The following is a 23,218-nucleotide window of genomic DNA, read 5'->3' on the forward strand; positions in this document are numbered from 1 at the left end:
ACCCTGACGCCAACAAGCGACCATCCGAACGCACCGCGCAATCGTCTGACGATCGATTACATCGGCAAACCAAGACCGGCCAGAAACGCGCCAGCTTCAAAAGCTTCACAAACTCTCAGGAGGAGGCTCTCTGGAATGTCGGCGCTTGCCTCTCTGAGCCTCATCGTCGCCCAAACGAAAGGGGAGGCAGAGAACCGCCGCATCCACCAAAGTCCCGCTCTCGCCTCAATCTTGCCGCAATCGTTATAACATAACTGTAATGTTATTACATTGCAGGATCAGCCATGCCGCGAAACCCCGATCGCCTTCCCATCAGCCTCATGGGACAATCGGCCTTATTGAGGGTAGTCGGCATCACATTGGTCATTGCCGTCCTCTGGCTCGCCATCCACTGGGCGGTGTTGCTGCCATGACGCCATTGATCCGTCTCGACGATCTCACCATCGCCTATGACCGCCACCCGGCCGTCCATCATGTCTCCGGCGCCTTCGCCGCCGGCAGCCTGACGGCGATTGCCGGGCCGAACGGGGCGGGCAAGTCGACGCTGCTGAAGGCGATCATGGGTGAGCTTCGGCCGGCCGAAGGCAGGATCGAGCATCGGCTTGGCCGGGCGGAATTCGGCTATCTCCCGCAGGCGGCCGAGATCGATCGCCGCTTTCCGATCTCGGTCATCGACACCGTCATGCTCGGCGTCTGGAAGACGAGGGGAGCCTTTGGCCGCGTCGGGCCCGCCGACCTGGAGAGGGCAGGCGAGGCGCTTGCCGCCGTCGGCCTCGACGGCTTCGGCCGGCGCCATGTCGGAACGCTCTCAGCCGGCCAGTTCCAGCGCGTGCTCTTTGCGCGCCTGCTGCTACAGGACGCCGGCGTCATTCTGCTCGACGAGCCTTTTACCGCGATCGATGCCCGCACGACCCGGGATCTCGTCGAACTCGTCCTCCGCTGGCATGGCGAGGGCCGCACCGTCATCGCCGTGCTGCACGATTTCGAGCTCGTCCGCGCGCATTTCCCGCAAACCCTGCTCCTGGCCCGCGAGCTTGTCGGGTGGGGGGCGACCGCCGAGGTCATGTCCTCCGCCAATCTGATGAAGGCCCGCGCCATGGCCGAGCGCTGGGACGAGGATGCCGCCGCCTGCGAAGCTGAAGAGGCGCCGGCGGCATGACGGCCTACGATCTCTTTCTCGCGCCCTTCGCCGATTTCGGTTTCATGCGCCGCGCCCTTGTCGCCTGCCTCTGCCTCGGGCTGGGCTCCGGGCCGATCGGCGTCTTCCTGATGCTGAGGCGCATGAGCCTGATGGGCGACGCCATGAGCCATGCGGTGCTGCCCGGGGCGGCGTTCGGTTATCTCGTCGCCGGCTCGCTATCGCTGACGGCAATGGGCCTCGGCGGCCTTGTCGCCGGCCTGTCGGTGGCGCTGCTCTCGGGCGCCGTCAGCCGCATGACCGTGCTGCGGGAAGATGCGAGCTTCGCCAGCTTCTATCTCGCGTCGCTGGCGCTCGGCGTGCTGATCGTCTCGCTGCGCGGCTCGAACATCGATTTGCTGCACGTGCTCTTCGGCACCATCCTGGCGATCGATGCGCCGGCACTTTACCAGATCGGCGCGATCACCTCGCTGACGCTCGTCGTCCTCGCCGCCGTCTACCGGCCGCTGGTGGCCGAATGCTTCGATCCCGGTTTTCTCAGAGCCGTCGGCGGACGTGGGCCGGTCTACCATGTCCTTTTCCTGCTGCTCGTGGTGCTGAACCTTGTCGCCAGCTTCCAGGCGCTCGGCACGCTGATGGCGGTCGGCCTGATGATGCTGCCGGCCGCCGTCGCCCAGCTCTGGTCGCGCAGCCTGCCCGTGATGATGCTGATTGCGACCGCGACCGGCGCCGCCTCCGGTTATCTCGGCCTGATCGCCTCCTACCATCTCGAACTCGCCTCCGGCCCAACGATCATCATGACGGCGGCCCTCATCTACGCCTTCTCAATCCTTTTCGCGCCCTCCGGCATCGCCCGGCGCCTCTTTCCCCGCCCGCATCTGAAGGGCTGACTTCAAGGAGACTTCGATGATATCGCGCAGACTGCTTCTCGCCGCCGCTGCACTTCCCGCACTGGTGCTCTCGGCGGCACCCGCCTCGGCCGAAACGCTGAAGGTTGTGGCGTCCTTCACCGTGCTTGCCGATGTCGTCAAAGAGGTCGGCGGCGAGCATGTGAAGGTGACGAGCCTCGTCGGTCCGAACGGCGATCCCCACGAATTCGAACCGTCGCCCGCCGACGCGAAGAATTTGAAGGCGGCTGAAGTCACCTTTGTCAGCGGCGAAGGGCTGGAAGGCTGGATGGACCGGCTGATCAGCGCCTCGGGCTATAAGGGCAAGCCGGTTACGGTTTCCGAAGGCGTCGTCACCCGCACCATGGAAGAGGATGGTTCTGAGATCACCGACCCGCATGTCTGGAACAGCCCCGTTAACGTCAAGGTCTGGGTCGCCAACATCGAAAAGGCGCTGTCGGCGGCCGATCCCGCCGATGCCGCCGCCTTCAAGGCCAATGCCGAGAAATATTCAAAGACGCTCGATGAGCTCAACGCATACGCCCATTCGAAATTCGACAAGATTCCCGACGACCGCCGCAAGGTCCTGACCAGCCACGATGCCTTCGGTTATTTCGGCCGCGAATATAATGTCAGCTTCCTTGCGCCGCTCGGTCTTTCCACCGAGAGCGAAGCGTCCGCCGCCGACGTCGCCAAGCTGATTGAGCAGATCAAGAGCGAGCGTGTGAAGGCCTATTTCTTCGAGAATTCCAACGATCCGCGCCTGGTCAAGCAGGTCGCCAAGGCAACCGGCGCCGAACCCGGTGGCGAGCTCTATGTCGAATCGCTCTCCGATGCCAAGGGCCCGGCGCCGACCTATGAGAAGATGTTCCGCTACAATGTCGATCAGCTCGCCGCCGCCATGGCGAAATCGAGCTAAGGATAGGGGGTTCGTGTGCCGCTGCGCTAGCGGCGCTCGACACCCTTTGCCGCGAGGATGTCGTCAACCGAGGTCGAGGTCAGAAACTCCGAGAGCCGCCTGGCGGCTTCTGCATCCCGCAGATCGGCGCTGACGCCGATGGCGAAGTCGATGTAACTTTGCAGTTCTGCCGGAAATCGGCCGGCGAGCACGACTTCGGGAGCGGCGGCGAGAATCGAAGTCACTGGAACGACGGCCAGCTCGGCTTTCGCCTGGCAGACGGCCGACGCCGTCTGCCCTCCAGGTACGGCCACGAGCTTCGGCTTTACCTCATCGGCTATTCCCAGCCGATCCAGCAAAGCGGAGAAGTAGCCGCCGCTGGTTCCGTCACTGGCGTAAGCGATCGTTTCGGCGCTTTTCAATGCGTGTATGAATGCGTCGACGGATCTTATGTCCAGTGGCCGGCTGCCCGCCTTTGCCGCCACACCCATCCCGACTCGGCCAAACCAGACCTGGCTCCCTGCCTTGACCTTTCCCGTGGCAGTCAGATCCTGCACCATGGACGGATTGATGATGACGAGGTCGAAAGCTTCTCCGGCTTCGATCTGCTTCTTGACTGTCGGATTGACTTCCCGCCTGACCGCAACGGTCAATCCCGTGGCAGTTTCGAACCGGGGAATGAGAGCAAGGACGGCGGGCCGGACCGCGATAGCGCCAAAAAGCTGGATCTGCTGATGCATGGCCCAACCTGAAATCGGTGGAACGATCGCCTTACGATACGGATACCAGCTGCATTCCGCAACTGCCGGCCGTTCTCACAGATTGAGGTCGAAGACCAGGATGCCGGCAAGGCCGCCGTCCGTCGAGGAAACGATACGCTCGCCGACGGTCACATGTTCGGGATGGACGAGATAGGCATCCCGCGCTTCGGCGCTTTCGAAGGTCACGGCAAAACCATCGACGAAGCCGGCATGCAGGCCTTCGGGCGAAACATTCGGCCCGTATTTGATATCCAATATGCCGGGGATGACCTGTTTCAATGCGACGATCGCGTCGAACAGCGATTGCTTGTCGTCCATCGTCATCGCCGTCTTCAGCCGCAGGAACACGCAGTGCAGGATCATTATGGTCCTCCCGATTTTCTTGAGAGGAGAATAGCGGCCAAAGCGGGGAGGGCAATGAGATTTATTTTTGACGCCGGTCGTTGGCCGAGCGCCGGAGGAGGGCGGGGCCTACATCTGGTCGGTCGCCGCCATGTCACGATTATAGATCTTGCGGACGAGCTCGCCGGCGTGAGCACGGGCTTCGTCCTTCTGAGCCGGCGTCATCGGCCGACAGGTGTTCCTGAGGTTGGAGCGGTCGAGCACGGTGGCCGCACCCGAATTGGTGATGACGAGGTGCCAGCTGCAGGAGGCGACCCTGTCGACGACCACCGCGCCATGGCATCCGGAAGACAGGCAGAAAGCCACGGTCTGCTGTGCGGCATGATCGCCCTTCTGTGCCAGCGCCAGCGCCGTCGGGAATTCCTCGGCCCATCGCTCACAATGCTTCACCCCAGGCATGCACGACCTCATGACCGGATGGATGTCACCGGCCTGAAGCGGCGAAACGAAAAAAGCGCCGACCGAGAGGGCGAGCAGAAGCTTGAGCATCGGATTTTCCTTGTGCAAGCAATGAGAGGCGCACATCGCGGGCCGTTGGTCAATGGGCATCCATGAAAGGGCAGGGAATTACCCCAACAGTAGTCAAATGCGCCTCTCAGGTGGTGTTATCGAGAACGCTTTCGCGTCCCTCCGAGTGAAATCGGACACCCGCTGATTCTGCAGTTTAAGGAGGCACCGCTTGTCGCGCCGGAGGTGGAGCTGTGGAGGTCGCAAGGTGAGCGAGTACTAACGCTTTGACTTTGTCGCCCTGACACCTGCCATGCTGGTCGAAAGCTGAGCCTTGCCGGTGCAGGTTGGATACCGAGCGCAGCTAAAAAAACGACCATAACGCCCGGATCGTTCAAGCAGCCATCCATCTTTGCATTGCGGACATGCCGGATAGCTGGCAGCGCATGCACACCGAGCCTCGGCCGATCCGTCCAGACGACGGGGAAGGCTCGCACCACAGGACGAGCAGGCAGGTAGCAGATTTCCGCAGTGCTCGACATGTTCGCAGCGATACCATGTTCGACCATCCTGCCCCCGCACGTCCAATAGCCGGCCACCACACTCCCCGCATGCGTGCGCAGCCTGTTCTGCGCCCGACTGGGCCGCGATGCCATATTCGGGATCCTTGCTGAGTTCGGTGACAAAAGAGGATGGTCGCGAGTTCGAGGCTATGATCGTCAAGGTATGACGGGCCCTTGTCATGGCGACATACATCACCCGCCGCTCTTCCGCATTCTCGAACAGCTCTTCTTCCGGCGAGACCAAGGCGAGCAACGGGTCATCGACAATCTCGGAAGGAAATCCCATCCGACCGCTGTCTGCGTTCAAGAGGACCACGTGATCGGCCTCAAGGCCCTTCGACGCATGGATCGTCTTGAAACTGAGGCGTAGTTGGGGAAACCTGCGCCGCAGGTCCCTCATGTGCGGCTCGAGAAATCGGTACCGCCCGAGCAGCAAAACGCTCGCGGTACCTGCAGGTCCAAGCTTGGCGGACAGTCCGGTAAGAACCTCGCGGAGCTTTTTCTCATCCTCGTTCTTCGGCGCCATCACGATCTTGATGGCCGCCTCGGTTGCTTTCCCTGCTGGAACAATCTGTTTGGAGATCTGGGCCGGGTTCTTTAGCACGAAGGTTTTGGATGCGAATGCAATCTGGTCGATCGATCGAAAGGTGCGGCCAAGATCGACCGTCCTGTGCACGCCGGTTTCCCCGTTGAAGCTCCCGCCAAATTCATCGCCGAAGTGGCGCATCAGATGAATGTCGGACCCTGCAAAGCGGAAAATCGATTGCCAGTCGTCGCCCACGGCAAAGACGCGCACGTCTGGGCGCTGGGCTTTCAGCGCCTTCACCAACCTGGCACGGCTTTGCGAGATATCCTGGAACTCGTCGACGAGGATGTGGCGGAACGGGCTGACATATCGATCCGTTTCGGCGTAGTGAGCGGCTCGCAGAATCATGTCTTCGAAGTCGATCCTTCCACCCAGCCGCTTTTGATATTCTGCGAAAACAGGTTCAAACACAGCAAGAAACGCCTTGGCGCGCCCACCGAGCGTCAATCGCTCGGACTTGTCGTCACAATCGGCGAGGCTGTAACCACCACCCTTGAACTTGCGCAGAAACGTTCCGAGCAGTTGCGAGAAGCTGTCGATCTGGTTCAGTTCAACAACCCGATCGAAGATCGTATCGGCGGGGCGAGGCTTTAACGTTACATGCGGGGCAAGTTTCTCTGCCAAGCCGGTGAGCAGACGCCCCTCCTGCCGCTCGTAGCTGTAGGTTTCGACGAGCCGGGTTTGATGTTCGGCGTGAACCTGGCGCTTCCAGGCCATGCCTGCCAGATATTCATCACGATTGACGAAGGGTGCCGTGATCAGCCGCTCGCTGCCATCCGGCATTTTCTGACGCCGCACACCAAAATGCTCGATATAGATGCCGCTATCAGTCAGCCGAAAGTCCGGGCAATAGTCGCGGCGTCCGGTCTCATGTATTTTGTGCTCGTAATTGGGTTCGTACTCGTACTCGATGCCGTTTTCGTAAAGCCAGTTGGCGATTTGCAGTTCTTCGTAGCTCTTGACCTTTTCGCCCTGCAACGTGCGTAGATCCTGCTTCTCCATATGGCTGTAAAAATCGTGCTTCGTCTTGAAGTCCCATTCGGTCTTTGGCTCGACCAGAAAGTGCGCGAACCACCGGATGATTGCACTGGAGACTTCGGACAACGCGTGAACGAGATCCTTCAGGATCTGTTTGATCAAGTTCGTGAATTTCACGTCGTCGGTGGCGTGATCGGCCAACGGTGGCTTCGACCCTTCGACCATGCCGATGATGTCATAGGCAATCGCGTGGAAAGTTCGCGCCACGATCGCCACGCCCGAGCGCGCTTCGACCCGTTCTGACATCTCCTCAGCGGCATTCTTTGCAAATGCCAGCAGCAGAATTTCGTCCGGGTGGCGGATCCCAGCCTTGACGAGATAGGCAGCCTTGGCAGTGATGACACTGGTTTTTCCTGATCCGGCACCGGCTAGCACCAGCGTTGCGTCCTCGTCTACGACGACGGAAAGGCGCTGTTCCGGCGTCAGCGGTTTGCTCTCGATCGTGTCGAAAAAGTCCTTCCAGCGCTCGAGCTCGGCAGTGAGAAAGGTGACGATCGCATTCGTTCTCATTGCGCCAGGATCAGCAACGAACCTCCTGATAAGCGCGATGCGCTCGGCTGCCTCGGGCCCAATGGCATCTGGCTGCAGCTTCGATAGCAGCGAGACGTCAATGGCTCTCGCTTCGCTCAAAAGGGGAGCAATCTCGCAGGCGGCCGGATAGCGCTCTGGCTCCGTCAGTTTGACGATTGCCGTGTGAAGTCGACGCAAGCGATCTGCTTCGCGCTCGAGCGCCGAGAGGTTGAACGCGATCCACGCGGCTTTGACGTGTTCAGCAAATGCCTGTGCATCAGAATGTCCTACGCCACGAATGACGATGTCGTCGCGCTCCGTAGCGGTGACACTCATGGTCGCACCAAGCATCCCCCGCCGAACGAATGGTGCTGACGATATTGCTTCCAGGGATACCGATGTGATCAATCCTCGGCGTGTAAGCCGCAGATGATCTCCGCCAAGTTCCACGAGTCGAAACGTCGTCCCGAACGGGTTCGCAAGCAGTCCAAACAATGGGCGTTGTTGCAATCGAACCAATATCGCGGCCCTTTTTATCGTGCGCCGGCGCAACTTGGCTATACCGGCGCCAATGACTCGACCAATACATCATGATTAGTAAAGATGACGCGCACGAGCCGAAAGCTAGCGGCCGAAGCGCCTGCGTCGAAGAGCGACCTCCCAGTCAGAGGCACACCCTTCCTATTGCACTGTAGTGACGGATCGGGTCAGAGCGCTGAGACCGATCGCCTTCCCTCACGCCCGTTTCGTCAGCGGAAACCGGTCGCGAAGCAGCCGCAGCACCGAGTCCGACGGCATCGGCGGGCCGAAAAGATAGCTCTGCCCGTAGCTGCAGCCCATTTTGGCAAGCTCGATCGCGTCCTCGTTGGATTCGATCCCTTCGGCCACCACCTTCATCTCGAGCTCGCGCGCCATCGATATCACCGATCTGAGCACGGTCGCCTTCTTGTCGCTGCTGTCGCGCACCAGCGCCTTGTCGAGCTTGATCGTGTCGAAGGGGAAGCGGGTGAGATAGGCAAGCGAGGAATAGCCGGTGCCGAAATCGTCGAGCGCCAGCCCGATGCCGGCTTCCTTCAGCTTCTGCAGCACCAGGCGGGCCTGCTCCGGATTTTCCATCACCATGGATTCCGTCAGTTCAAGCTTCAGCCGCGACGGCGTGCAATGCGTCTTGGCGAGAACCGAACGCACGTCGTCATAAAGCTCATTGTTCAGCAGCTGCACGCTCGACAGGTTGATCGACACGAAGATCGGCAGTTCGCCGGTCTGGTTCTGCCAGCTCATCAGGTCGTTGGTCGCCTGTTCGAGCGCGAACATGCCGAGCGCCCCGATGATGTCGGAGGCCTCGGCAAGCGGAATGAATTCCGATGGCGGGATATTGCCGCGCTTGGGATGTTCCCAGCGCATCAGCGCCTCGAAGCCGGCGACCTCGACGTCCTCGAGCCGGGCGATCGGCTGGTAGACCATCGACAGTTCCTTCCGTTCGATGGCGCGGCGCAGATCGGTTTCGAGCTGCAGCCGGTCGGTGCCGAAGTCGCGGAAGGCCGGCTGGAACGGTTCGACGCGGTTGCCGCCGGCCCGTTTTGCCCGATACATCGCAAGCTCGGCGTCGCTGAGCAGCCCGCTGGCGCTCTCCTGCCGGTCGACCCAGGAAGCGAGCCCGATCGAGGCCGTCAGGATGATCTCACGACTGGCGAAATTGATCGGCACCATGATCGCCTTGCTCACAGCATCGGCAAAATCGGCGACCTTGGCCGGATTGTGCTCGGACACCAGGATGAGGCCGAACTGGTCGCCGGCAAGCCGCGCCAGTGTGTCCTGCGGCTTCATCAGACGGCGCAGGCGCCGCGTCAGTGCGATGAGGATATTGTCGCCGGCGGCCACTCCGAGGGAATCATTGACCAGCTTGTAGCGGTCGATGTCGATCACCATGACAGTCGGGCGCAGCGTCTCGCCGGCCGGAGCCAGCGCCAGCACCGACTGCAGCCGGTCGAGGAAGACCTGTCGGTTCGGCAGGCCGGTCAGATTGTCGTGCAGCGCATCGTGCAGCAGCCGCTCGACGGAATTCTTCTGCTCGGTGACGTCGACGATTGTGCCGACGCAGCGGATGATCTCGCCGTTGGAGCCGAGCACCGGCCGGGCGCGGATCAAGAGCCAATGGAAATGCCCGTCCTCGGCGCGGATGCGGAATTCGTGGTTCAGCCGGCCGCGGCGGTGTTCGAGCAGCACGTCTAGCGTGGCGCGGAAGCGGTCGCGGTCGTCGGGATGCAGCCGCGGCAGCCAGTTGCGCGCCGCTCCGTGCATGGTGCCGGGGGAGAGGCCGAGCTTGACCGAGACGTCGGGAATGGTGACGACGCGGTCGCGCGCCACGTCCCAGTCCCACACCATGTCGCCGGAGCCGGTCAGGGCCAGCGACTGCCGCTCGAGGTCGGAAAACAGCCCTTGCTGGAAGGCGCCGCCGGCAAAGGCGTGCTGCATGACGGTGAAGCCGATCAGCAGCACGATCAGCACCAGGCCGCCGCCGAGCGCCGGCTGGATGATGTCGTTGTCGAGCCGGCCGGTGACCGTCAGCCACGCCCCGAACAGCCAGACGAGCGTCAGCGCCCAGGCCGGCACCAGCAGAATGGCGCGGTCGTAGCGGTTGAAGCCGAGATAGATGATCAAAAGCAGGCCGGTCGCCGCCGTTAGCGCAAAGGAAAGCCGCGCAATGCCGGCGGCGATCGACGGATCGTAGATCGCCACGCCGAAGAGCAGGGCCAGGCCGAGCACCCAGGCGAGTGTGGCGTAGCCGAGATGCGCGTGCCAGCGGTTGAGGTTCAGATAGGTGAAGAGGAAGATGACGAAACTCGAGGCGAGCGCCACCTCGGCGCAGGCCCGCCATATTCGCTGGTCGGCCGAGGCGACGCTGATCAGCTTGCCGAGGAAACCGAAGTCGACGCAGATATAGCCGAGCACCGCCCAGGCAAGTGCGGCGGTTGCCGGCAGCATCGACGTGCCCTTGACGACGAAGAGGATAGTCAGGAACACGGCGAGCAGGCCGGCAATACCGAGCACGATGCCGCGATAGAGCGTGAAGGCGTTGATCGTATCCTTGTAGGCGTTCGGTTCCCAGAGATAGATCTGCGGCAACTCCGGCGTCGACAGTTCGGCGACGAAGGTGATGACGGCGCCGGGATTGAGCGTGATGCGGAAGACGTCGGCTTCGTCGCTCGGCTGCCGATCGAGCGCAAAACCTTCGCTCGGGGTGATGGCGCTGATGCGCTGCGAGCCGAGATCGGGCCAGAACAGCTTGGAATTGACCAGGCGGAAATGCGGCGCGACGATGACGCGCTCCAGCTGTTCCTCGGAGACGTTGGCGAGCGCAAACACCGCCCAGTCGCCCTGATGGTTCTCCGAGCTCGCCCGGACCTCGATGCGCCGGCGGATGCCGTCGGCCCCGGCGGCTGTCGACACCTGGAAGGCCTCGCCTTGGTTGGCGTAGATCTCGGTCGTCGCCGTCAGATCGAGCGCGGTATCGTCACGGGAAATCTTCACCGGTTCGGCCGCCTGGGCAACGCCCGCCGAAAGGGCGAAGACCGCCAGGAAAAGGGCTGCGATCACCGCGATCACTCGTCCGGACGGTGACTTGGGCAGCATGCTGTTTCTGGTCATCGGCTGTCGGTTTTCCTGCCTTTATCCGGTATCGGTGGCGAGCCGTGAGAACATCACGTGATCGTGCCACTGACCGTTGATCTTCAAATATCCGCGCAGATAACCTTCCCGCTGAAACCCGGCCTTTTCAAGCAGACGCATGCTGCGCGCGTTATCTGGAATACAGGCTGCTTCAATACGGTGCAACTCAAGCCCGGAGAAGATGTAAGGAATAACCAACTGAAGGGCAGCGTACATATGCCCCTGGCCGGCATGACGTTCGCCCATCCAGTAGCCGATCATGCAGCTTTGTGCCGCACCGCGCCTGATATAGCCGATGGTGATGCCGCCGACGAGCGTCCGGTTTTCCTTGAGGAAGATGAACAGCGGGATCGCCTGTCCGGAGGCATATTCCTGCTTGCCGCGGATGACGCGGGCGCGATAGGCGCCCTCCGTCAGCTCGTCGCGCCGCCAGGTCGGCTCCCAGGGTTCCAGGAATTTGCGGCTTTCGGCGCGCAGCCGGTGCCACTGGTTGAAATCCTGGTAGCGCGGCAGGCGCAAGAGGTATTTCTCATTCTCCAGCTCCACCGCATCCGGCTGCCGCGACAGGAACCGAAACACCGATTTTGGCATCGATCACTCCCGGCAGACGGACGTCGGCTCAGCTGGCCTGCATCGTCTTCGGCGCGGGGACCGAAAGCGAGGCGATGATGTCTTCCATCGGCGCGAGTTGTTCCAGCGGCCCGATCGCCGAAAGCGTCGGCACCGTGTCGTAGAACAGCCGGCCGGCGAGGTCGGTCAGCCGTTCGATGGTGATGCCCTCCAGCCGTTCCATCATCTCCGGATTGGAGATCGGCCGGCCGTAGAGCATCATCTGCCGTGCGATCTGGCCGGCGCGGGCGGCCGGGCTCTCCTGGCCCATCAGCAGCTGGGCGCGGATCTGGGCGCGGGCGCGTTCGATCTCCTTCTGTTGGATCTCGTTGGCCGACTTGTGCAGCTCGTCGATGATCACAGGCACCAGCTCCGGCAGGTTTTCGCCGCCGGTGGCGGCATGAATGCCGAAGATGCCGGTATCGGAGAAACCCCAATGGAAGGCATAGACGGAATAACAGAGGCCCCGGAATTCGCGCACTTCCTGGAATAGCCTGGAGGACATGCCGCCGCCGAGGATATTGGCGAGGATCTGCGAGCAGTAGAAGTCGCGGGCGTGATAGGGCTTGCCCTCGAAGCCGAGCAGGATCTGCGCATCCATCAGGTCGCGCGGTTCGCGCACGCTGCCGCCGATATAACGCGCCGCTTCCATCACCGGCGGCGCCGAAGGCTGCGTCGGCAGGCTGGCGAAACGTTGCTCGACCATGCGCAGGAATTCTTCATGCTCGACGGCGCCGGTCGCCACCACGAACATCCGGTCGGTCGTATAGTTGCGGCCGAGATAGGTGCGGATCTGCTGCGGCGTGAAGGAGACGACGGTCTGCGGCGTGCCGAGAATGGCGCGACCGAGCGTCTGGTCGCGATAGGCAGCCTCGGAGAAACGGTCGAATACGACGTCGTCGGGCGTGTCGTTGGCGGCGTTGATCTCCTGCAGGATCACCTGCTTCTCACGCTCCAGCTCCTCCTCCTCGAAGGCCGATTCCGTCAGGATGTCGGCGAGGATGTCGACGGCGAGCGGTACATGGTCCTTGAGCACGCGGGCATAATAGGAGGTCGTCTCCGTCGAGGTTGCGGCGTTGACCTCGCCGCCGACATCCTCGATCTCTTCGGCGATCTGGCGGGCCGTGCGGCGCGCCGTGCCCTTGAAGGCCATGTGTTCGAGCAGGTGGGCGATGCCGTGCTCGTCTTCCGTCTCGTTGCGCGATCCCGATTTGATCCAGACTCCGAGCGCAACGCTTTCCAGGTGCGGCATGGTTTCTGTGACTACTGTCAGCCCGGATTTGAGCCGGGTGCACTCAACTGTCATTGGCTATCTTTCTGCGCCTGCTGTCGTCTCGCTGCGGGCGTGCTGGCCGATAAAGGTTTCAACGGCTTTCAGCTCCGGTTTGATGATCTGGAAGCGCTCCTCCCTTTGCATCAGACCAGCAAGCCACGTCGGAAGCGCCGGGTCAATACCGCTGGCCGATTTTACGGCGACCGGGAATTTCGCCGGATGCGCGGTCGCAAGCGTCACCATCGGCGTATTCGGCTTCTCGTTCTTGGCCGCGACGAAGGCACCGATCGCCGAATGCGGATCGAGGAGATAGCCTGTCTCGGCATGGGTCTTGCGGATCGTCTCGGCCACCTGCCGCTCGCTGGCGCGGCCGGCGCGGAAGTCGCGGCGGATCGCCTTCAGCGCCTCAGGAGCGATCTCGAAGCCCTTGGATTGCTTGAGGCTTTCCATCGCCGCGCGCACCTTCGAGGCGTCGCGCCCATAGGCTTCGAACAGCAGCCGCTCGAAGTTCGACGAGATCTGGATATCCATCGACGGCGAGCTCGTCGCCTTGACCGCCTTCATGTCGTAGCGGCCGGTCTTCAGCGTCCGTGCGAGAATGTCGTTCTCGTTGGTGGCGATGACGAGCCGGTCGATCGGCAGGCCCATGCGCTTGGCGCAGTAGCCGGCGAAGATGTCGCCGAAATTGCCCGTCGGCACCGTGAACGAGACCTTGCGGTCCGGGCCGCCGAGCGTCACCGCCGTCGTGAAATAATAGACGATCTGGGCCATGATCCGGGCCCAGTTGATCGAGTTGACGCCGGAGAGACGGACCCTGTCGCGGAAGGCCGCGTCGTTGAACATCGCCTTCACCAGATTCTGGCAGTCGTCGAAATTGCCCTCGACGGCGAGCGCATGCACATTTGACGAGGTCGAGGTGGTCATCTGCCGCTGCTGCACCGGCGAGACCTTGCCGTGCGGGAAGAGGATGAAGATATCGGTGCGCTCGCGCCCGGCAAAGGCGTCGATCGCCGCCCCGCCGGTATCGCCCGAGGTGGCGCCGACGATCGTCGCCCGCTCGCCGCGCTTTTCCAGCGCATAATCCATCAGCCGGGCGAGCAGCTGCATCGCCACGTCCTTGAAGGCGAGCGTCGTGCCGTGGAAGAGCTCCATGACGAAGCTGTTCGGCCCGGTCTGGACGAGCGGCGCGATCGCCGGATGGCGGAAGGTGCCGTAGGCCTCGTCGATCATTGCCCGGAAGGTCGCCTCGGGGATCTCGCCATTGGTGAAGGGCGAAAGAATGGTGAAGGCGATCTCCTGATAGCTCTTGCCCCTGAGCGCACGGATCTGCTTTTTGGAGAAGTGCGGCCATTCACGCGGAACATAAAGCCCGCCGTCGCGCGCCAGCCCCGTCAAGAGGGCGTCGCAAAAGCCGAGGGAAGGGGCCTCGCCGCGGGTCGAGATATAGTCCACGTTCGTCATCCTTGATCTATCGCTGGAAGAAATCCGGCCGGGCGCGGCCGTGGCTTGCTTTGCCGGAAACCGAGAAGGCGCGGCGCTGCGGACATATGATCGCCGTTATCTTGTTGAAGTTGCCCGCATCCGGCGGCGAAAAGTGCATCAAAACGGCGCGTACCCAATCGATTTTTGTTTGAGCCGCTGATATAGACCATCGCAAACCGTCGTGAAAGGCCTCACGCAAAAGACATGGGGCCTCCAAGAAACGCTTGTGCAAGGGGTGGAATATCGTGCTCGGCAAGGTCTCGCGTCTCATCGTCTCCGCTTCTCTTGCCGCCCTGCTCGCCGGCTGCAATTCGCTCGGCATGGGCGGCGACAGCAAATCGGAGGCTGCGCCCACCCAGCCGAACGGCAACGCCCAGATCATGCCGCTGGCGCCCGCCAACCCCTCGTCGAACAATCCGTCGATCGGCACGGCCACGACCGCCCAGGGCGCCGTCGCCCCGGTCGTCCAGGGCGCCTGCCCGCAGATCTTCATGCGCGATCAGGATGCGATCTTCCGCACTTATGCCAAGGGGAAGAAGGACGATCCGCAGCAGATCGCCGTCCAGGCCTCCTTCGGCGATTACACCCGTCAGTGCATGCTGAACGACACCAATCTGACGATGACGGTCGTCGCCCAGCTGCGCCTGATCACCGGCCCGGCCGGCGCTCCCGGCCCGGTGACGCTGCCGATCCGCGTCAGCGTCCTCGACGGCGAGAACGTGCTCTACTCCGAGGTCACCAAGTTCCCGACCGAAATCCCGGCGGGCTCGCCGGGCACGCAGGTCATCTTCCGCAAGGAAGGCATCAAGATGCCGGTCGGCGCCGGCGCCCTGGTGCGCGTCAACGTCGGCTTCGACACCCAGCCGGCCAAGGGCAAGAAAAGCAGCTGAGCCGATATCGGCCCGTTTCCAGGGGCCTGGATGCTGACTTCCCTCATTCCTGTGCTTGTCACAGGAATCCAGCCACGGCGCGTCGGCGCCGTGAATAACTCACTTGTTGTTGAGGAAAGAGTCTTCCGCGCCCAAGGACTTGGGCGCACTGGATTCCTGTGACAAGCACAGGAATGAGGGAAGAGAGGGTATTGCCTGAAGACCTAAAGCACGCCTTCCCACGCCGCGAGCGCGGCAACCACGCCCGGCAGGTCGTTCATCCGCGAGATCACCGTTTCGGCGCCGGCATCGGTCAGTTTGTCGGCATGAGCGGGGTAGCTGTGCGAGGCGCCGGTGAAGCCGATGACGCGCATGCCGGCGGCGCGGGCCGCGTGCACGCCGTGGACGGAATCCTCGACCACCACCGTCTTGTCGGGAGAGATGCCCATGCGGCTTGCGCCGTGCAGGAAGATGTCCGGCTTCGGCTTGACGCGGTCGGCGCCGAGATCCTTGGCGGAGAAAATGTTGGGTGCAAATAGCGGCTTCAGGCCCACTTTGCCCAGCATCATGTCGAGCCGCTTCGTGCTGGAATTCGAGCAGATGCAGCGCTTCATCGGCAACCTGGAGACGGCGAATTCGACGCCCGGGATCGCCTTGACGTCATTCGCCAGCCTGATGTCGAGCAGCTTTTCGGACTTATCGAGCAGCGAGGCCGAAAGCGGGATGCTGGCCTCGCGCTCGACCTGCAGCAGGATGTTGTGCCAGGTCATGCCGGCGAAACGCTCGCCCATCTCCTCGACGCCGATCGGATATCCGGCATCCGTCAGCAGCGCGGATTCGACTTCGGCCGCGATAATTTCGGAATCGACGAGAACACCGTCGCAGTCGAAAATGATGAGATCGAAGCCGTCCATATGTTCGCGCCTTGCTGGAAATCTGGTCTTGTCCGGGGATGCTGCGGCTTTACACGATGGCCGGGCAAAGCTCAACCTGATCTCAAGCATGGCTGCGATGCGGCAAGCGACCGGCTCGTGGTCGCTGCTGGATGGTGATACTGGAGGGGCAGGGCTCGTCGAAGTTCAAGAAGACGAGCCCGATCCGGTTATTGTTCCGGTACAAGGATCTTCTTCTTAGTGGTGCTCATGACCGGCTTTTCGCCGGGCACGTGCGACATGGTGCGGGTCGTGCTATCCAGACTGTCGCCGTTGACACTGGTCTTGGTGCGGGACTTGCTGAACGTGCCCTTGTCGACGGCCTGGGCCTTGGTCTGCGCCTTCAGCTTGTCGCCATTATCGTTGATATGAGTCTTGCTTTGCGCCTTTCCGTCGACTGTGGCCGCACTTCCGCCCGATCCGATCGACGATGTCGTGCCGCCATCGGTCTGACAGACGCCCGCCGTTCCGACCGAGCTGGCGGATGTGCCTCCGGCCGAAGCGCTCCCCGCCGTTCCGACGGTGCCGGCCGCATTACACTCCTCCGCAAGCACGGCCGGGCTCGATGCGAGGAGCGCGATCGAGGCGGCTGCAATAAGGTTGATAGGTTTCATTGTCATCTCCTATTTGTTCGGCTTGGTAATGGAGCAGGTTCCATCGGACCGTTTCGTGATGACGGTGCCGTCCGGCCGGGTCACGCTTGCCGTCGAGAAGCTGTCGACGCTTCCCGATCCCGCCGAGGAGCCAGCCGAGGCGGATGACGAAGTGGAGCCGGTCGAACCGCTGCCCGTCGTGGTCGACGAGGACACGTGCCCGTTGCCGGCCGTGACGGTGGTTGACGTGTCTCCCGCTTGAGACTGGACGATCGTGCATGTCGTTCCGTCGTCGAGCTTGATCTCTTCGGCCATTGTCGGGCCGGCGATCAGAACCAGCGAAGCCGTCAGTGCGATTGTGGAAAACCGGGTCATTGGTTTATCTCCAAAGGTTTGGCCGGCGCCTGTAAAGGCGCCGGCCGAGATCATCATTTGCAATCCTCGGTGCCGGCGGCACCTTTCTTGACCTGGCCAGGTGCGCAGCCTTTCTTGCCCTTGTTGTCGTGCGAGCTGCCTGCCGCGCTGCTGCCGGTGCCGACCGTGCTGCCGGTCTTGTCTCCATCCGCAGACGAAGCGCCGGTTCCGACACTCGATGCCGAATTTGCATCGCCCGAACCTGCGGCGGAACCGCCCGTGCCCACGCTGCTGCTGGAGGTGCCGCCGCCGGCCGACGAGCCACCGGTGCCAAGCGTAGAGGCGGAACCGGATCCAGAGCCCGAGCCCGCGGCCGAGCCGCCGGTACCGACCGTGCTGCTCGAGGTGCCGCCGCCAGCCGACGAGCCGCCGGTGCCGAGTGTCGAGGACGAGCCTGAATTGCAGTTGGTCGCACCAGCCGGGCAGGTGCCGCCGGCAGAGCTGCCACCAGTACCGACGGTGCTGCTCGCAGTTCCGCCGCCGGCCGTCGAACCGCCGGTGCCGACTGTGCTCGAAGACTGGGCGAAGCCGGACGCCGCCGTGCCGGCCAGAAGGGCCGCCGCCAATGCCAGATGTGTTACCTTCATCATAGGATATTCCTCCGATTGTTGGTCAGTTGCCGTCGCGTCCTCAGTGGATGGACGACTGTTTGACAAACGACGGTTTTAACCGGCTGTTCCTGTCGTGGGACCTCAGTCGGACAGGTGTCGGACCTTGGGCTGATTTCGTGGGGAGGGAGCGGTAAGCGCCGGGGAGCGCCGATTTGCGGAGGCATCGGAAACCGCCGGTCGGCACGGCAGGCACAACCGATCAGCCCTGAAGCGGCAGCGGCCGGCCCCGTCCTTCGAGGCCCCTTCGGGGCACCTCAGGATGAGGCCGGAGAGAGGTCGCGCCCCGAGGCTGCCGCTTGCGAGACACCCAGGGACAAGGCCGAACGGAGAGCGGCCAGCCGCACGGCAGACCGATCAGCTCTCATCCTACCACCACGCGGCACCCCGATCAGCTCCCATCATGCCGGCCACATGGCACTCCGATCAGCCCTCTCCTGCCAGCCACACGGCACCCCGATCAGCCCTCATCCTGAGGTGCGCAGGCGAAGCCGGAGCCTCGAAGGACGGGGGCGGGTGGGTGCAACGTGTCGGCACAGAACCGCGACAAGCTACATCTCGACCGGAAACAGCTTCAGAAACTGCCGGTCGCCTTCCGGTGAGAAGAGGATCGACCGGCTTTCGGCGGTGCGCCGGGCCCAGCCCTTGTCGAGAAAGCTTGAAAGCAGCGCCTTGCCAAGGCTGCCGGCAAGATGGGCGCGTCTTTCGCTCCAGTCGAGGCAGGAGCGGCAGAGCGGGCGGCGTGAGGATCTGAGATTGCCGACGTCGATGCCGATGCCGGCGAGATCGCTCTCGCCCTTTTCCGTCAGTGCCAGACCCTCTCCGACCGCCTCGATCGCGCCTGAGGCGATCAGGCTGTCGAGCATGCGCACGCCGTAATCGCCTGCCAGATGATCGTAGCAGATGCGCGCCTTGCGCAGCGCCGGTTCCTTCGGACCGGGCCGGTGGCGCAGATGCCCGCGTCCGGCGGCAAAGCCCATCATGCTTTCGATCAGCCGGGCGACGGCCTCGTCGGCCAGCGTGAAATAGCGGTGGCGCCCCTGCTTGCGCTGGGTAAGCAGGCCGCCGGCTTCGAGTTTGGCCAGATGCGTGCTTGCCGTCTGCAGCGTGATGCCGCCGACGCCGGCAAGCTCGGTCGCCGTCAGCGCCCGGCCGCCGGTCAGCGCCGCCAGCATGTTGGCCCGCGCCGGATCGCCGATCAGCGCGCCGATCTGGGCTATGTCTGGTCCTTCCTTCATAGTTCGATCGTAACCGAAGCATCGCCGTCCGGCAATGTGCGAAAACCGGGAAGCACAAAGGAGAACCCGATGATCACCTGCTTCATCCGCTATGAGATCGACCCGTTCAAGAAGGAGGCCTTTACCGAATACGCCCGCAACTGGGGCCAGGCGATCCCGAGCAATGGCGCCGACCTGATCGGCTATTTCGCCCCGCATGAGGGCTCGGCGACGACGGCATACGGCGTCTATAACATCGAAAGCCTCGCCGCCTACGAAGCCTATCGCGCCAGGCTGGCCGCCGATCCGCTCGGCCGTGAGAATTACGAAATCGCCCGTCGCGAACGCTTCATCCTGAAGGAGGATCGCATCTTCCTGAAAAACGTCTCCGCCCCTCACGCCAAGCTGGTGCTGCCATGATCGCCGTTATCTTCGAGGTCGTGCCCTATATGGGCGAACGCCACAAATATCTCGATCTCGCCGGTGAATTGCGCACCGAGCTCGAAACGATCGACGGCTTCATATCGATCGAACGTTTCGAGAGCCTGACCAATCGCGGCAAGCTGCTGTCGCTCTCCTTCTTCCGCGACGAGGCGGCGGTCAAGGAATGGCGCAACCGCGAGGCCCACCGGGCTGCCCAGCAGGCCGGCCGCGGCGGCGTCTTCGCCGATTACCGGCTGCGGATCGCCAGTGTCGTGCGCGATTACGGCATGTTCGAACGCGACGAGGCGCCGGCCGATAGCCGCAAGGTTCATGACGCGGCCTGATTCGAGAGGCGAGGGCCGCTGAACACTTGAAGGACATACGGATTGTATCGACCCGAATGAGTCTTTACCAGAGATGCTGGTGTTGTTGACAAAGTGCGTTTCAGCGAAGGTATCTGCGCATCCATGTGACGGACAGGAGCGAAGCAGGTGGAGAAGCCGGAGGATTTTTGGGCACAGCTATCGGATGAAGGAACAGGATACTCGGTCATCATCGAAGATGACGGAGCCAAGGGCTATGCATATCTCTTGGATTCCGAGGGAGGGATTGTCAGCGATGTCTGGTTGTACAATCGCGGTCCTGCACCCGAGGCGGTGGATTGGAGCGACCCTTCAAAACTGCCTTTTTCAAATCCGGCAGAATTCGTAAGCAATGTCGATTTCAGGCCGATAGCAAGCGCCTCCGAGCTACTGGTTCAGTGGCAGCAATCTGCCGATCGGCTGATTGAGGCGCAGCTATGGGTACGTGGACAACTATTCGCGATACTGCAACAGGGGGTTGCGCCTGGGAGGTCACGGCTCGCCGCGAAGGACGGCCCTTTGGCGAGGGTGTTGGAACTTTAGCCAGAGTGAGAGTGAACTCATTCAGCCGTCAGGCAGGCAACGATGCGGCCAGCCGAGCCGGCCGCCGCCACAATAAATTCCCGAAATCGGCCGGCGCTTCAGGCTTTGGTAACTAAGTTGGGTAACCATAACGGAGAGTTAAGCGTAAAGCGTATGAGTGAGTATCAGAATGGCGTCAGTTTTTCCGCTTGCCGACCTCAAGGCCTCCGTCAAGGCGGACTCCTGGGTTGACACGATCATCAAGGGCGACTGCGTGAGCGCCCTTGAAGCCTTACCCAACCACTCCGTCGACGTGATCTTCGCCGACCCGCCCTATAATCTCCAGCTCGGCGGAACGCTGCATCGTCCCGACCAGTCGCTGGTCGATGCGGTCGATGACGAATGGGATCAGTTCGCCTCCTTCGAGGCCTATGACGCTTTCACCCGCGCCTGGCTGCTCGCCTGCCGCCGGGTGCTGAAGCCGACCGGCTCGATCTGGGTGATCGGCTCCTATCACAATATCTTCCGCGTCGGCGCCACGCTGCAGGATCTGAACTTCTGGATCCTCAACGACATCATCTGGCGCAAGACCAATCCGATGCCGAATTTCAAGGGCCGTCGTTTCCAGAACGCCCATGAGACGATGATCTGGGCAAGTCCGAATGCCAAGGCCAAGGGCTATACCTTCAACTACGATGCGATGAAGGCTGCCAATGACGACGTGCAGATGCGTTCCGACTGGCTGTTCCCGATCTGCAACGGCAATGAGCGGCTGAAGGGCGAGGACGGCAAGAAGGTGCATCCGACGCAGAAGCCGGAAGCGCTGCTTGCCCGCGTCATCATGGCCTCGACCAAGCCGGGCGATATCGTGCTCGATCCCTTCTTCGGCTCGGGAACGACGGGTGCGGTCGCCAAGCGCCTCGGCCGCCACTTCGTCGGCATCGAACGCGAGCAGGATTATATCGATGCGGCCGCAGCCCGCATCGCCGCCGTCGAGCCGCTCGGCAAGGCGGAGCTGACCGTCATGACCGGCAAGAAGGCCGAGCTTCGGGTCGCCTTCAACGTGCTTGTTGAAAGCGGTCTGATCAAGCCCGGCCAGGTGCTGACTGACGCAAAGCGCCGCTACAGCGCAATCGTGCGCGCCGACGGCACCGTGGCCTCCGGCGGCGAGGCCGGCTCCATTCATCGTCTCGGCGCCAAGGTGCAGGGTCTCGATGCATGCAACGGATGGACCTTCTGGCATTTCGAAGACGGGCAGTCCCTGCGCCCGATCGACGATTTGAGGTCCGTCATCCGCAGTGATCTGGCCAAGGTGGAGTGAGCAGCACCTTCGCGGGATCGAAATACCTTCTTCCGGTTTCCTCCAGTTGCGGAAGAAGGCCAAGGCGCCCGGGGTTCCGACCTCGGGCGTCTTCTATTTGTAGATCGTCGACCTCATTCGATTGGGCTGCGACCGGAAAGGAGGCGTTGCTGAGCTTCCTCTATGTCTTTCATGGGAATGCAGCGAGCCGCCCAGGAGTAATTGATTGCTACCCCGTCAAAGCCGGGCTTTCCCAATATGGCGTCAGACCTATTCACCGTCCATTGAAGGAGAGAGCCTCGCCCGATGATCCGCTTCTGACAGCCAAATCGCACACAGGCAAACGCGCGGGATTCGGAGCTCGGGAAACAGCTGAATCCTAGGCCACGGAGTTTCATTACCATCGCGGCTTCGTTTCCGTGCACTTCTGTAGCCAGCTTCTGCACGAATGCTTTGTAGTCATTGAGGGCGAGTGGCAATGGAGCGAGTTCGTCGTTGCGGCCGTTGTCAGCTTGGGCATCGGTCCAGCTGCCTGCGTAGGCCAGAAGGACGAGCGCGAGAAAGCGTGATGTTCTACGCTTCAATTTATTCGTCATCACATTGCCCTATCGCTCTGCTTCTACGTGGTTAAAGACCCGTCAGGTGGCTTCTGGTCGATGTCGAGCGCGTGCCAGGACCCGGCGGCTGCGGACGCAAACAGCTGCGCACTTGATTAGAACTTCTCCAGTCAGAATTCCTGATAATCGGTTACCTCGACACGGGTAATCCGGCCATCTTCATTGAAGGTGATCGTCTCCTCGCCCTCGCGCACCAGCGGCTTGCCGGTCCGGCTGTGGGTGGCGCGGAGCGACCAGACGGCGCGACCGGACAGCGGCGTCAGCCGCTCGACCAGTGAATTTTCGGCCGTCTGATCGGGATAGTCGTCGAAATAGCGCCGGAAGGCTGCCATGATCTCGGGTCGCCCGGAAAGGCTGCCGACGCCGTTCGAGACATAGGTCGCATCCTCGGCGAAGTAGCCCTCGATTGCGGGAAAATCGAGCGCGTTGATCGCGGCGTGGAAGCGTTCGATTTCCTCTGGCGGGTCAAAGGCCATCGATGTCAGACCTTCAAGCCATGGGCGGCAAGATCGCTGCGCAGCTTTTCCGTGCCCGAAAACAGCACCGCGTTCCAGCCGAAAGCCTTCGCACCTTCGACATTGGCCGGCGCGTCGTCGATGAAGATTGTCGCCTTAGGGTCAAGGCCGAAGCTCTTCGTATGCGTCTCATAGATCGCGATGTCAGGCTTGATCAGGCCGACATCGCCGGAAACGGTGACGCCGCGCGGCTTCGTCAGGAACGGGAAACGCACCTGCGCCTCGCGGAAGGTGTCGGAGGCGAAGTTGGTGAGCATCGTCACGTCGCGGCCTTCCTCGATCAGTCCTTCCATGATCGCGACGCTCTCCTCATAGGCGTGCGGCACCATCTCGTGCCAGTATTTGCGGAAGGCGCGGATATGCTCCTCGCGCGTCGGATGCGCTTCGATCAGCAGCGCTTCGGCCTCCGCCCAGGTGCGGCCGCGGTCCTGCTCGACGTTCCAGTCATGGGTGCAGATATTGGCGAAGAACCAGTTGCGCTCGGCCTCGTCGGGAATGAGGCGCGCGAAGGGAAGATGCGGGTCGTAATGAATAAGGACTTTGCCGATGTCGAAAACGATATGCTTTATTTCGGTGGTCATGT

Annotated in this window: 26 protein-coding genes; 10 read left to right on the forward strand and 16 right to left on the reverse strand. The window is 62.2% G+C overall.

Annotated elements, in window-relative coordinates; all coding sequences use genetic code 11:
- The 4 genes from QWJ46_RS17480 to QWJ46_RS17495 all read left to right on the forward strand — a co-directional run.
- Positions 1-249, forward strand: a 249-nt coding sequence (locus QWJ46_RS17480; RefSeq protein ID WP_302752399.1) for a hypothetical protein, incomplete at its 5' end; no start/stop codon positions are given.
- A 160-nt stretch (positions 250-409) separates the two neighbouring features.
- Positions 410-1,159, forward strand: a complete 750-nt coding sequence (locus tag QWJ46_RS17485; protein WP_302752401.1) for a metal ABC transporter ATP-binding protein — start codon at positions 410-412, stop codon at positions 1,157-1,159.
- A complete protein-coding gene (locus QWJ46_RS17490; RefSeq protein WP_184458336.1) occupies positions 1,156-2,028 on the forward strand; it encodes a metal ABC transporter permease in 873 nt (290 codons plus the stop codon). Before QWJ46_RS17485 ends, QWJ46_RS17490 begins: the two co-directional genes overlap by 4 nt.
- A 16-nt stretch (positions 2,029-2,044) precedes the next feature.
- The gene (locus QWJ46_RS17495; protein WP_302752403.1) at positions 2,045-2,944 is read left to right on the forward strand and encodes a metal ABC transporter solute-binding protein, Zn/Mn family; all 900 of its coding nucleotides are present in this window, start codon (positions 2,045-2,047) and stop codon (positions 2,942-2,944) included.
- Between the two features lie 26 nt (positions 2,945-2,970).
- Here QWJ46_RS17495 and QWJ46_RS17500 read toward each other — a convergent pair whose 3' ends face one another.
- From QWJ46_RS17500 to QWJ46_RS17515, 4 genes are all read right to left on the reverse strand, one after another.
- Positions 2,971-3,663, reverse strand: a complete 693-nt coding sequence (locus QWJ46_RS17500; protein ID WP_302752405.1) for a substrate-binding domain-containing protein — start codon at positions 3,661-3,663, stop codon at positions 2,971-2,973.
- Positions 3,664-3,738: 75 nt separating this feature from the next.
- A complete protein-coding gene (locus QWJ46_RS17505; protein WP_302752407.1) occupies positions 3,739-4,047 on the reverse strand; it encodes a Dabb family protein in 309 nt (102 codons plus the stop codon).
- A 108-nt stretch (positions 4,048-4,155) separates the two neighbouring features.
- On the reverse strand, positions 4,156-4,575 hold the full coding sequence (locus tag QWJ46_RS17510) for a hypothetical protein (RefSeq protein ID WP_302752408.1): 420 nt from the start codon (positions 4,573-4,575) through the stop codon (positions 4,156-4,158).
- A gap of 237 nt (positions 4,576-4,812) precedes the next feature.
- Positions 4,813-7,725 carry a UvrD-helicase domain-containing protein gene (locus tag QWJ46_RS17515; RefSeq protein WP_368046093.1) on the reverse strand — a complete coding sequence of 971 codons (2,913 nt, stop codon included), beginning with the start codon at positions 7,723-7,725 and terminating at the stop codon, positions 4,813-4,815.
- On the opposite strand from QWJ46_RS17515, the gene QWJ46_RS17520 reads away from it, so the two are divergent.
- Positions 7,660-7,824 carry a hypothetical protein gene (locus tag QWJ46_RS17520; RefSeq protein ID WP_302752412.1) on the forward strand — a complete coding sequence of 55 codons (165 nt, stop codon included), beginning with the start codon at positions 7,660-7,662 and terminating at the stop codon, positions 7,822-7,824. The two genes, QWJ46_RS17515 and QWJ46_RS17520, sit on opposite strands and share 66 nt — an antisense overlap.
- 141 nt (positions 7,825-7,965) lie before the next feature.
- Here QWJ46_RS17520 and QWJ46_RS17525 read toward each other — a convergent pair whose 3' ends face one another.
- From QWJ46_RS17525 to thrC, 4 genes are read right to left on the reverse strand one after another with little or no spacing between them, the layout of a single operon-like run.
- A complete protein-coding gene (locus QWJ46_RS17525) occupies positions 7,966-10,878 on the reverse strand; it encodes a sensor domain-containing phosphodiesterase (RefSeq protein ID WP_184458348.1) in 2,913 nt (970 codons plus the stop codon).
- A 21-nt stretch (positions 10,879-10,899) separates the two neighbouring features.
- Entirely contained in the window at positions 10,900-11,490 is a 591-nt protein-coding gene (locus tag QWJ46_RS17530; protein WP_184458350.1) for a GNAT family N-acetyltransferase, read from the reverse strand.
- 28 nt (positions 11,491-11,518) lie between these two features.
- Entirely contained in the window at positions 11,519-12,814 is a 1,296-nt protein-coding gene (locus QWJ46_RS17535) for a pitrilysin family protein (RefSeq protein WP_302752415.1), read from the reverse strand.
- 3 nt (positions 12,815-12,817) lie between these two features.
- Positions 12,818-14,242: a threonine synthase gene (gene thrC, locus QWJ46_RS17540; protein WP_302752416.1), complete on the reverse strand. Its 1,425-nt coding sequence runs from the start codon at positions 14,240-14,242 to the stop codon at positions 12,818-12,820.
- A gap of 263 nt (positions 14,243-14,505) precedes the next feature.
- On the opposite strand from thrC, the gene QWJ46_RS17545 reads away from it, so the two are divergent.
- Entirely contained in the window at positions 14,506-15,153 is a 648-nt protein-coding gene (locus QWJ46_RS17545; RefSeq protein ID WP_302752718.1) for a hypothetical protein, read from the forward strand.
- Between the two features lie 203 nt (positions 15,154-15,356).
- Here the strand turns inward: QWJ46_RS17545 and QWJ46_RS17550 are convergent, their stop codons facing one another.
- The 5 genes from QWJ46_RS17550 to QWJ46_RS17570 all read right to left on the reverse strand — a co-directional run bounded on the left by QWJ46_RS17550 (position 15,357) and on the right by QWJ46_RS17570 (position 18,917).
- Positions 15,357-16,046, reverse strand: a complete 690-nt coding sequence (locus tag QWJ46_RS17550) for an HAD family hydrolase (protein WP_302752417.1) — start codon at positions 16,044-16,046, stop codon at positions 15,357-15,359.
- A gap of 188 nt (positions 16,047-16,234) precedes the next feature.
- The gene (locus QWJ46_RS17555) at positions 16,235-16,678 is read right to left on the reverse strand and encodes a hypothetical protein (protein WP_302752418.1); all 444 of its coding nucleotides are present in this window, start codon (positions 16,676-16,678) and stop codon (positions 16,235-16,237) included.
- A gap of 9 nt (positions 16,679-16,687) precedes the next feature.
- Positions 16,688-17,032 (reverse strand): hypothetical protein, encoded by a 345-nt coding sequence (locus QWJ46_RS17560; protein ID WP_302752420.1) that lies wholly within the window; start codon positions 17,030-17,032, stop codon positions 16,688-16,690.
- Between the two features lie 53 nt (positions 17,033-17,085).
- On the reverse strand, positions 17,086-17,661 hold the full coding sequence (locus tag QWJ46_RS17565; RefSeq protein ID WP_210628902.1) for a hypothetical protein: 576 nt from the start codon (positions 17,659-17,661) through the stop codon (positions 17,086-17,088).
- A gap of 569 nt (positions 17,662-18,230) precedes the next feature.
- Positions 18,231-18,917 (reverse strand): helix-turn-helix transcriptional regulator, encoded by a 687-nt coding sequence (locus QWJ46_RS17570; RefSeq protein ID WP_302752423.1) that lies wholly within the window; start codon positions 18,915-18,917, stop codon positions 18,231-18,233.
- Positions 18,918-18,986: 69 nt separating this feature from the next.
- Here QWJ46_RS17570 and QWJ46_RS17575 point away from each other — a divergent pair, with 69 nt between their 5' ends.
- From QWJ46_RS17575 to QWJ46_RS17590, 4 genes are all read left to right on the forward strand, one after another.
- Entirely contained in the window at positions 18,987-19,316 is a 330-nt protein-coding gene (locus tag QWJ46_RS17575; RefSeq protein ID WP_302752425.1) for an NIPSNAP family protein, read from the forward strand.
- The gene (locus QWJ46_RS17580) at positions 19,313-19,663 is read left to right on the forward strand and encodes an antibiotic biosynthesis monooxygenase (RefSeq protein WP_302752427.1); all 351 of its coding nucleotides are present in this window, start codon (positions 19,313-19,315) and stop codon (positions 19,661-19,663) included. The genes QWJ46_RS17575 and QWJ46_RS17580 overlap by 4 nt, the downstream gene beginning before the upstream one ends.
- A 147-nt stretch (positions 19,664-19,810) precedes the next feature.
- Positions 19,811-20,224, forward strand: a complete 414-nt coding sequence (locus QWJ46_RS17585) for a hypothetical protein (RefSeq protein ID WP_302752429.1) — start codon at positions 19,811-19,813, stop codon at positions 20,222-20,224.
- A gap of 169 nt (positions 20,225-20,393) precedes the next feature.
- A complete protein-coding gene (locus tag QWJ46_RS17590; protein ID WP_302752431.1) occupies positions 20,394-21,524 on the forward strand; it encodes a site-specific DNA-methyltransferase in 1,131 nt (376 codons plus the stop codon).
- A 113-nt stretch (positions 21,525-21,637) separates the two neighbouring features.
- On the opposite strand, the gene QWJ46_RS17595 is transcribed toward QWJ46_RS17590, so the two are convergent.
- The 3 genes from QWJ46_RS17595 to QWJ46_RS17605 form a co-directional block, all read right to left on the reverse strand.
- Positions 21,638-22,099, reverse strand: a complete 462-nt coding sequence (locus tag QWJ46_RS17595) for a hypothetical protein (protein WP_302752433.1) — start codon at positions 22,097-22,099, stop codon at positions 21,638-21,640.
- Between the two features lie 131 nt (positions 22,100-22,230).
- Positions 22,231-22,596: a nuclear transport factor 2 family protein gene (locus QWJ46_RS17600; RefSeq protein ID WP_302752435.1), complete on the reverse strand. Its 366-nt coding sequence runs from the start codon at positions 22,594-22,596 to the stop codon at positions 22,231-22,233.
- 5 nt (positions 22,597-22,601) lie between these two features.
- On the reverse strand, positions 22,602-23,216 hold the full coding sequence (locus QWJ46_RS17605) for an HAD family phosphatase (RefSeq protein ID WP_302752436.1): 615 nt from the start codon (positions 23,214-23,216) through the stop codon (positions 22,602-22,604).
- Positions 23,217-23,218: the final 2 nt, after the last annotated feature.

It is taken from the genome of Rhizobium sp. CBN3, from assembly GCF_030518245.1.
Lineage (GTDB): Bacteria > Pseudomonadota > Alphaproteobacteria > Rhizobiales > Rhizobiaceae > Rhizobium > Rhizobium aethiopicum_A.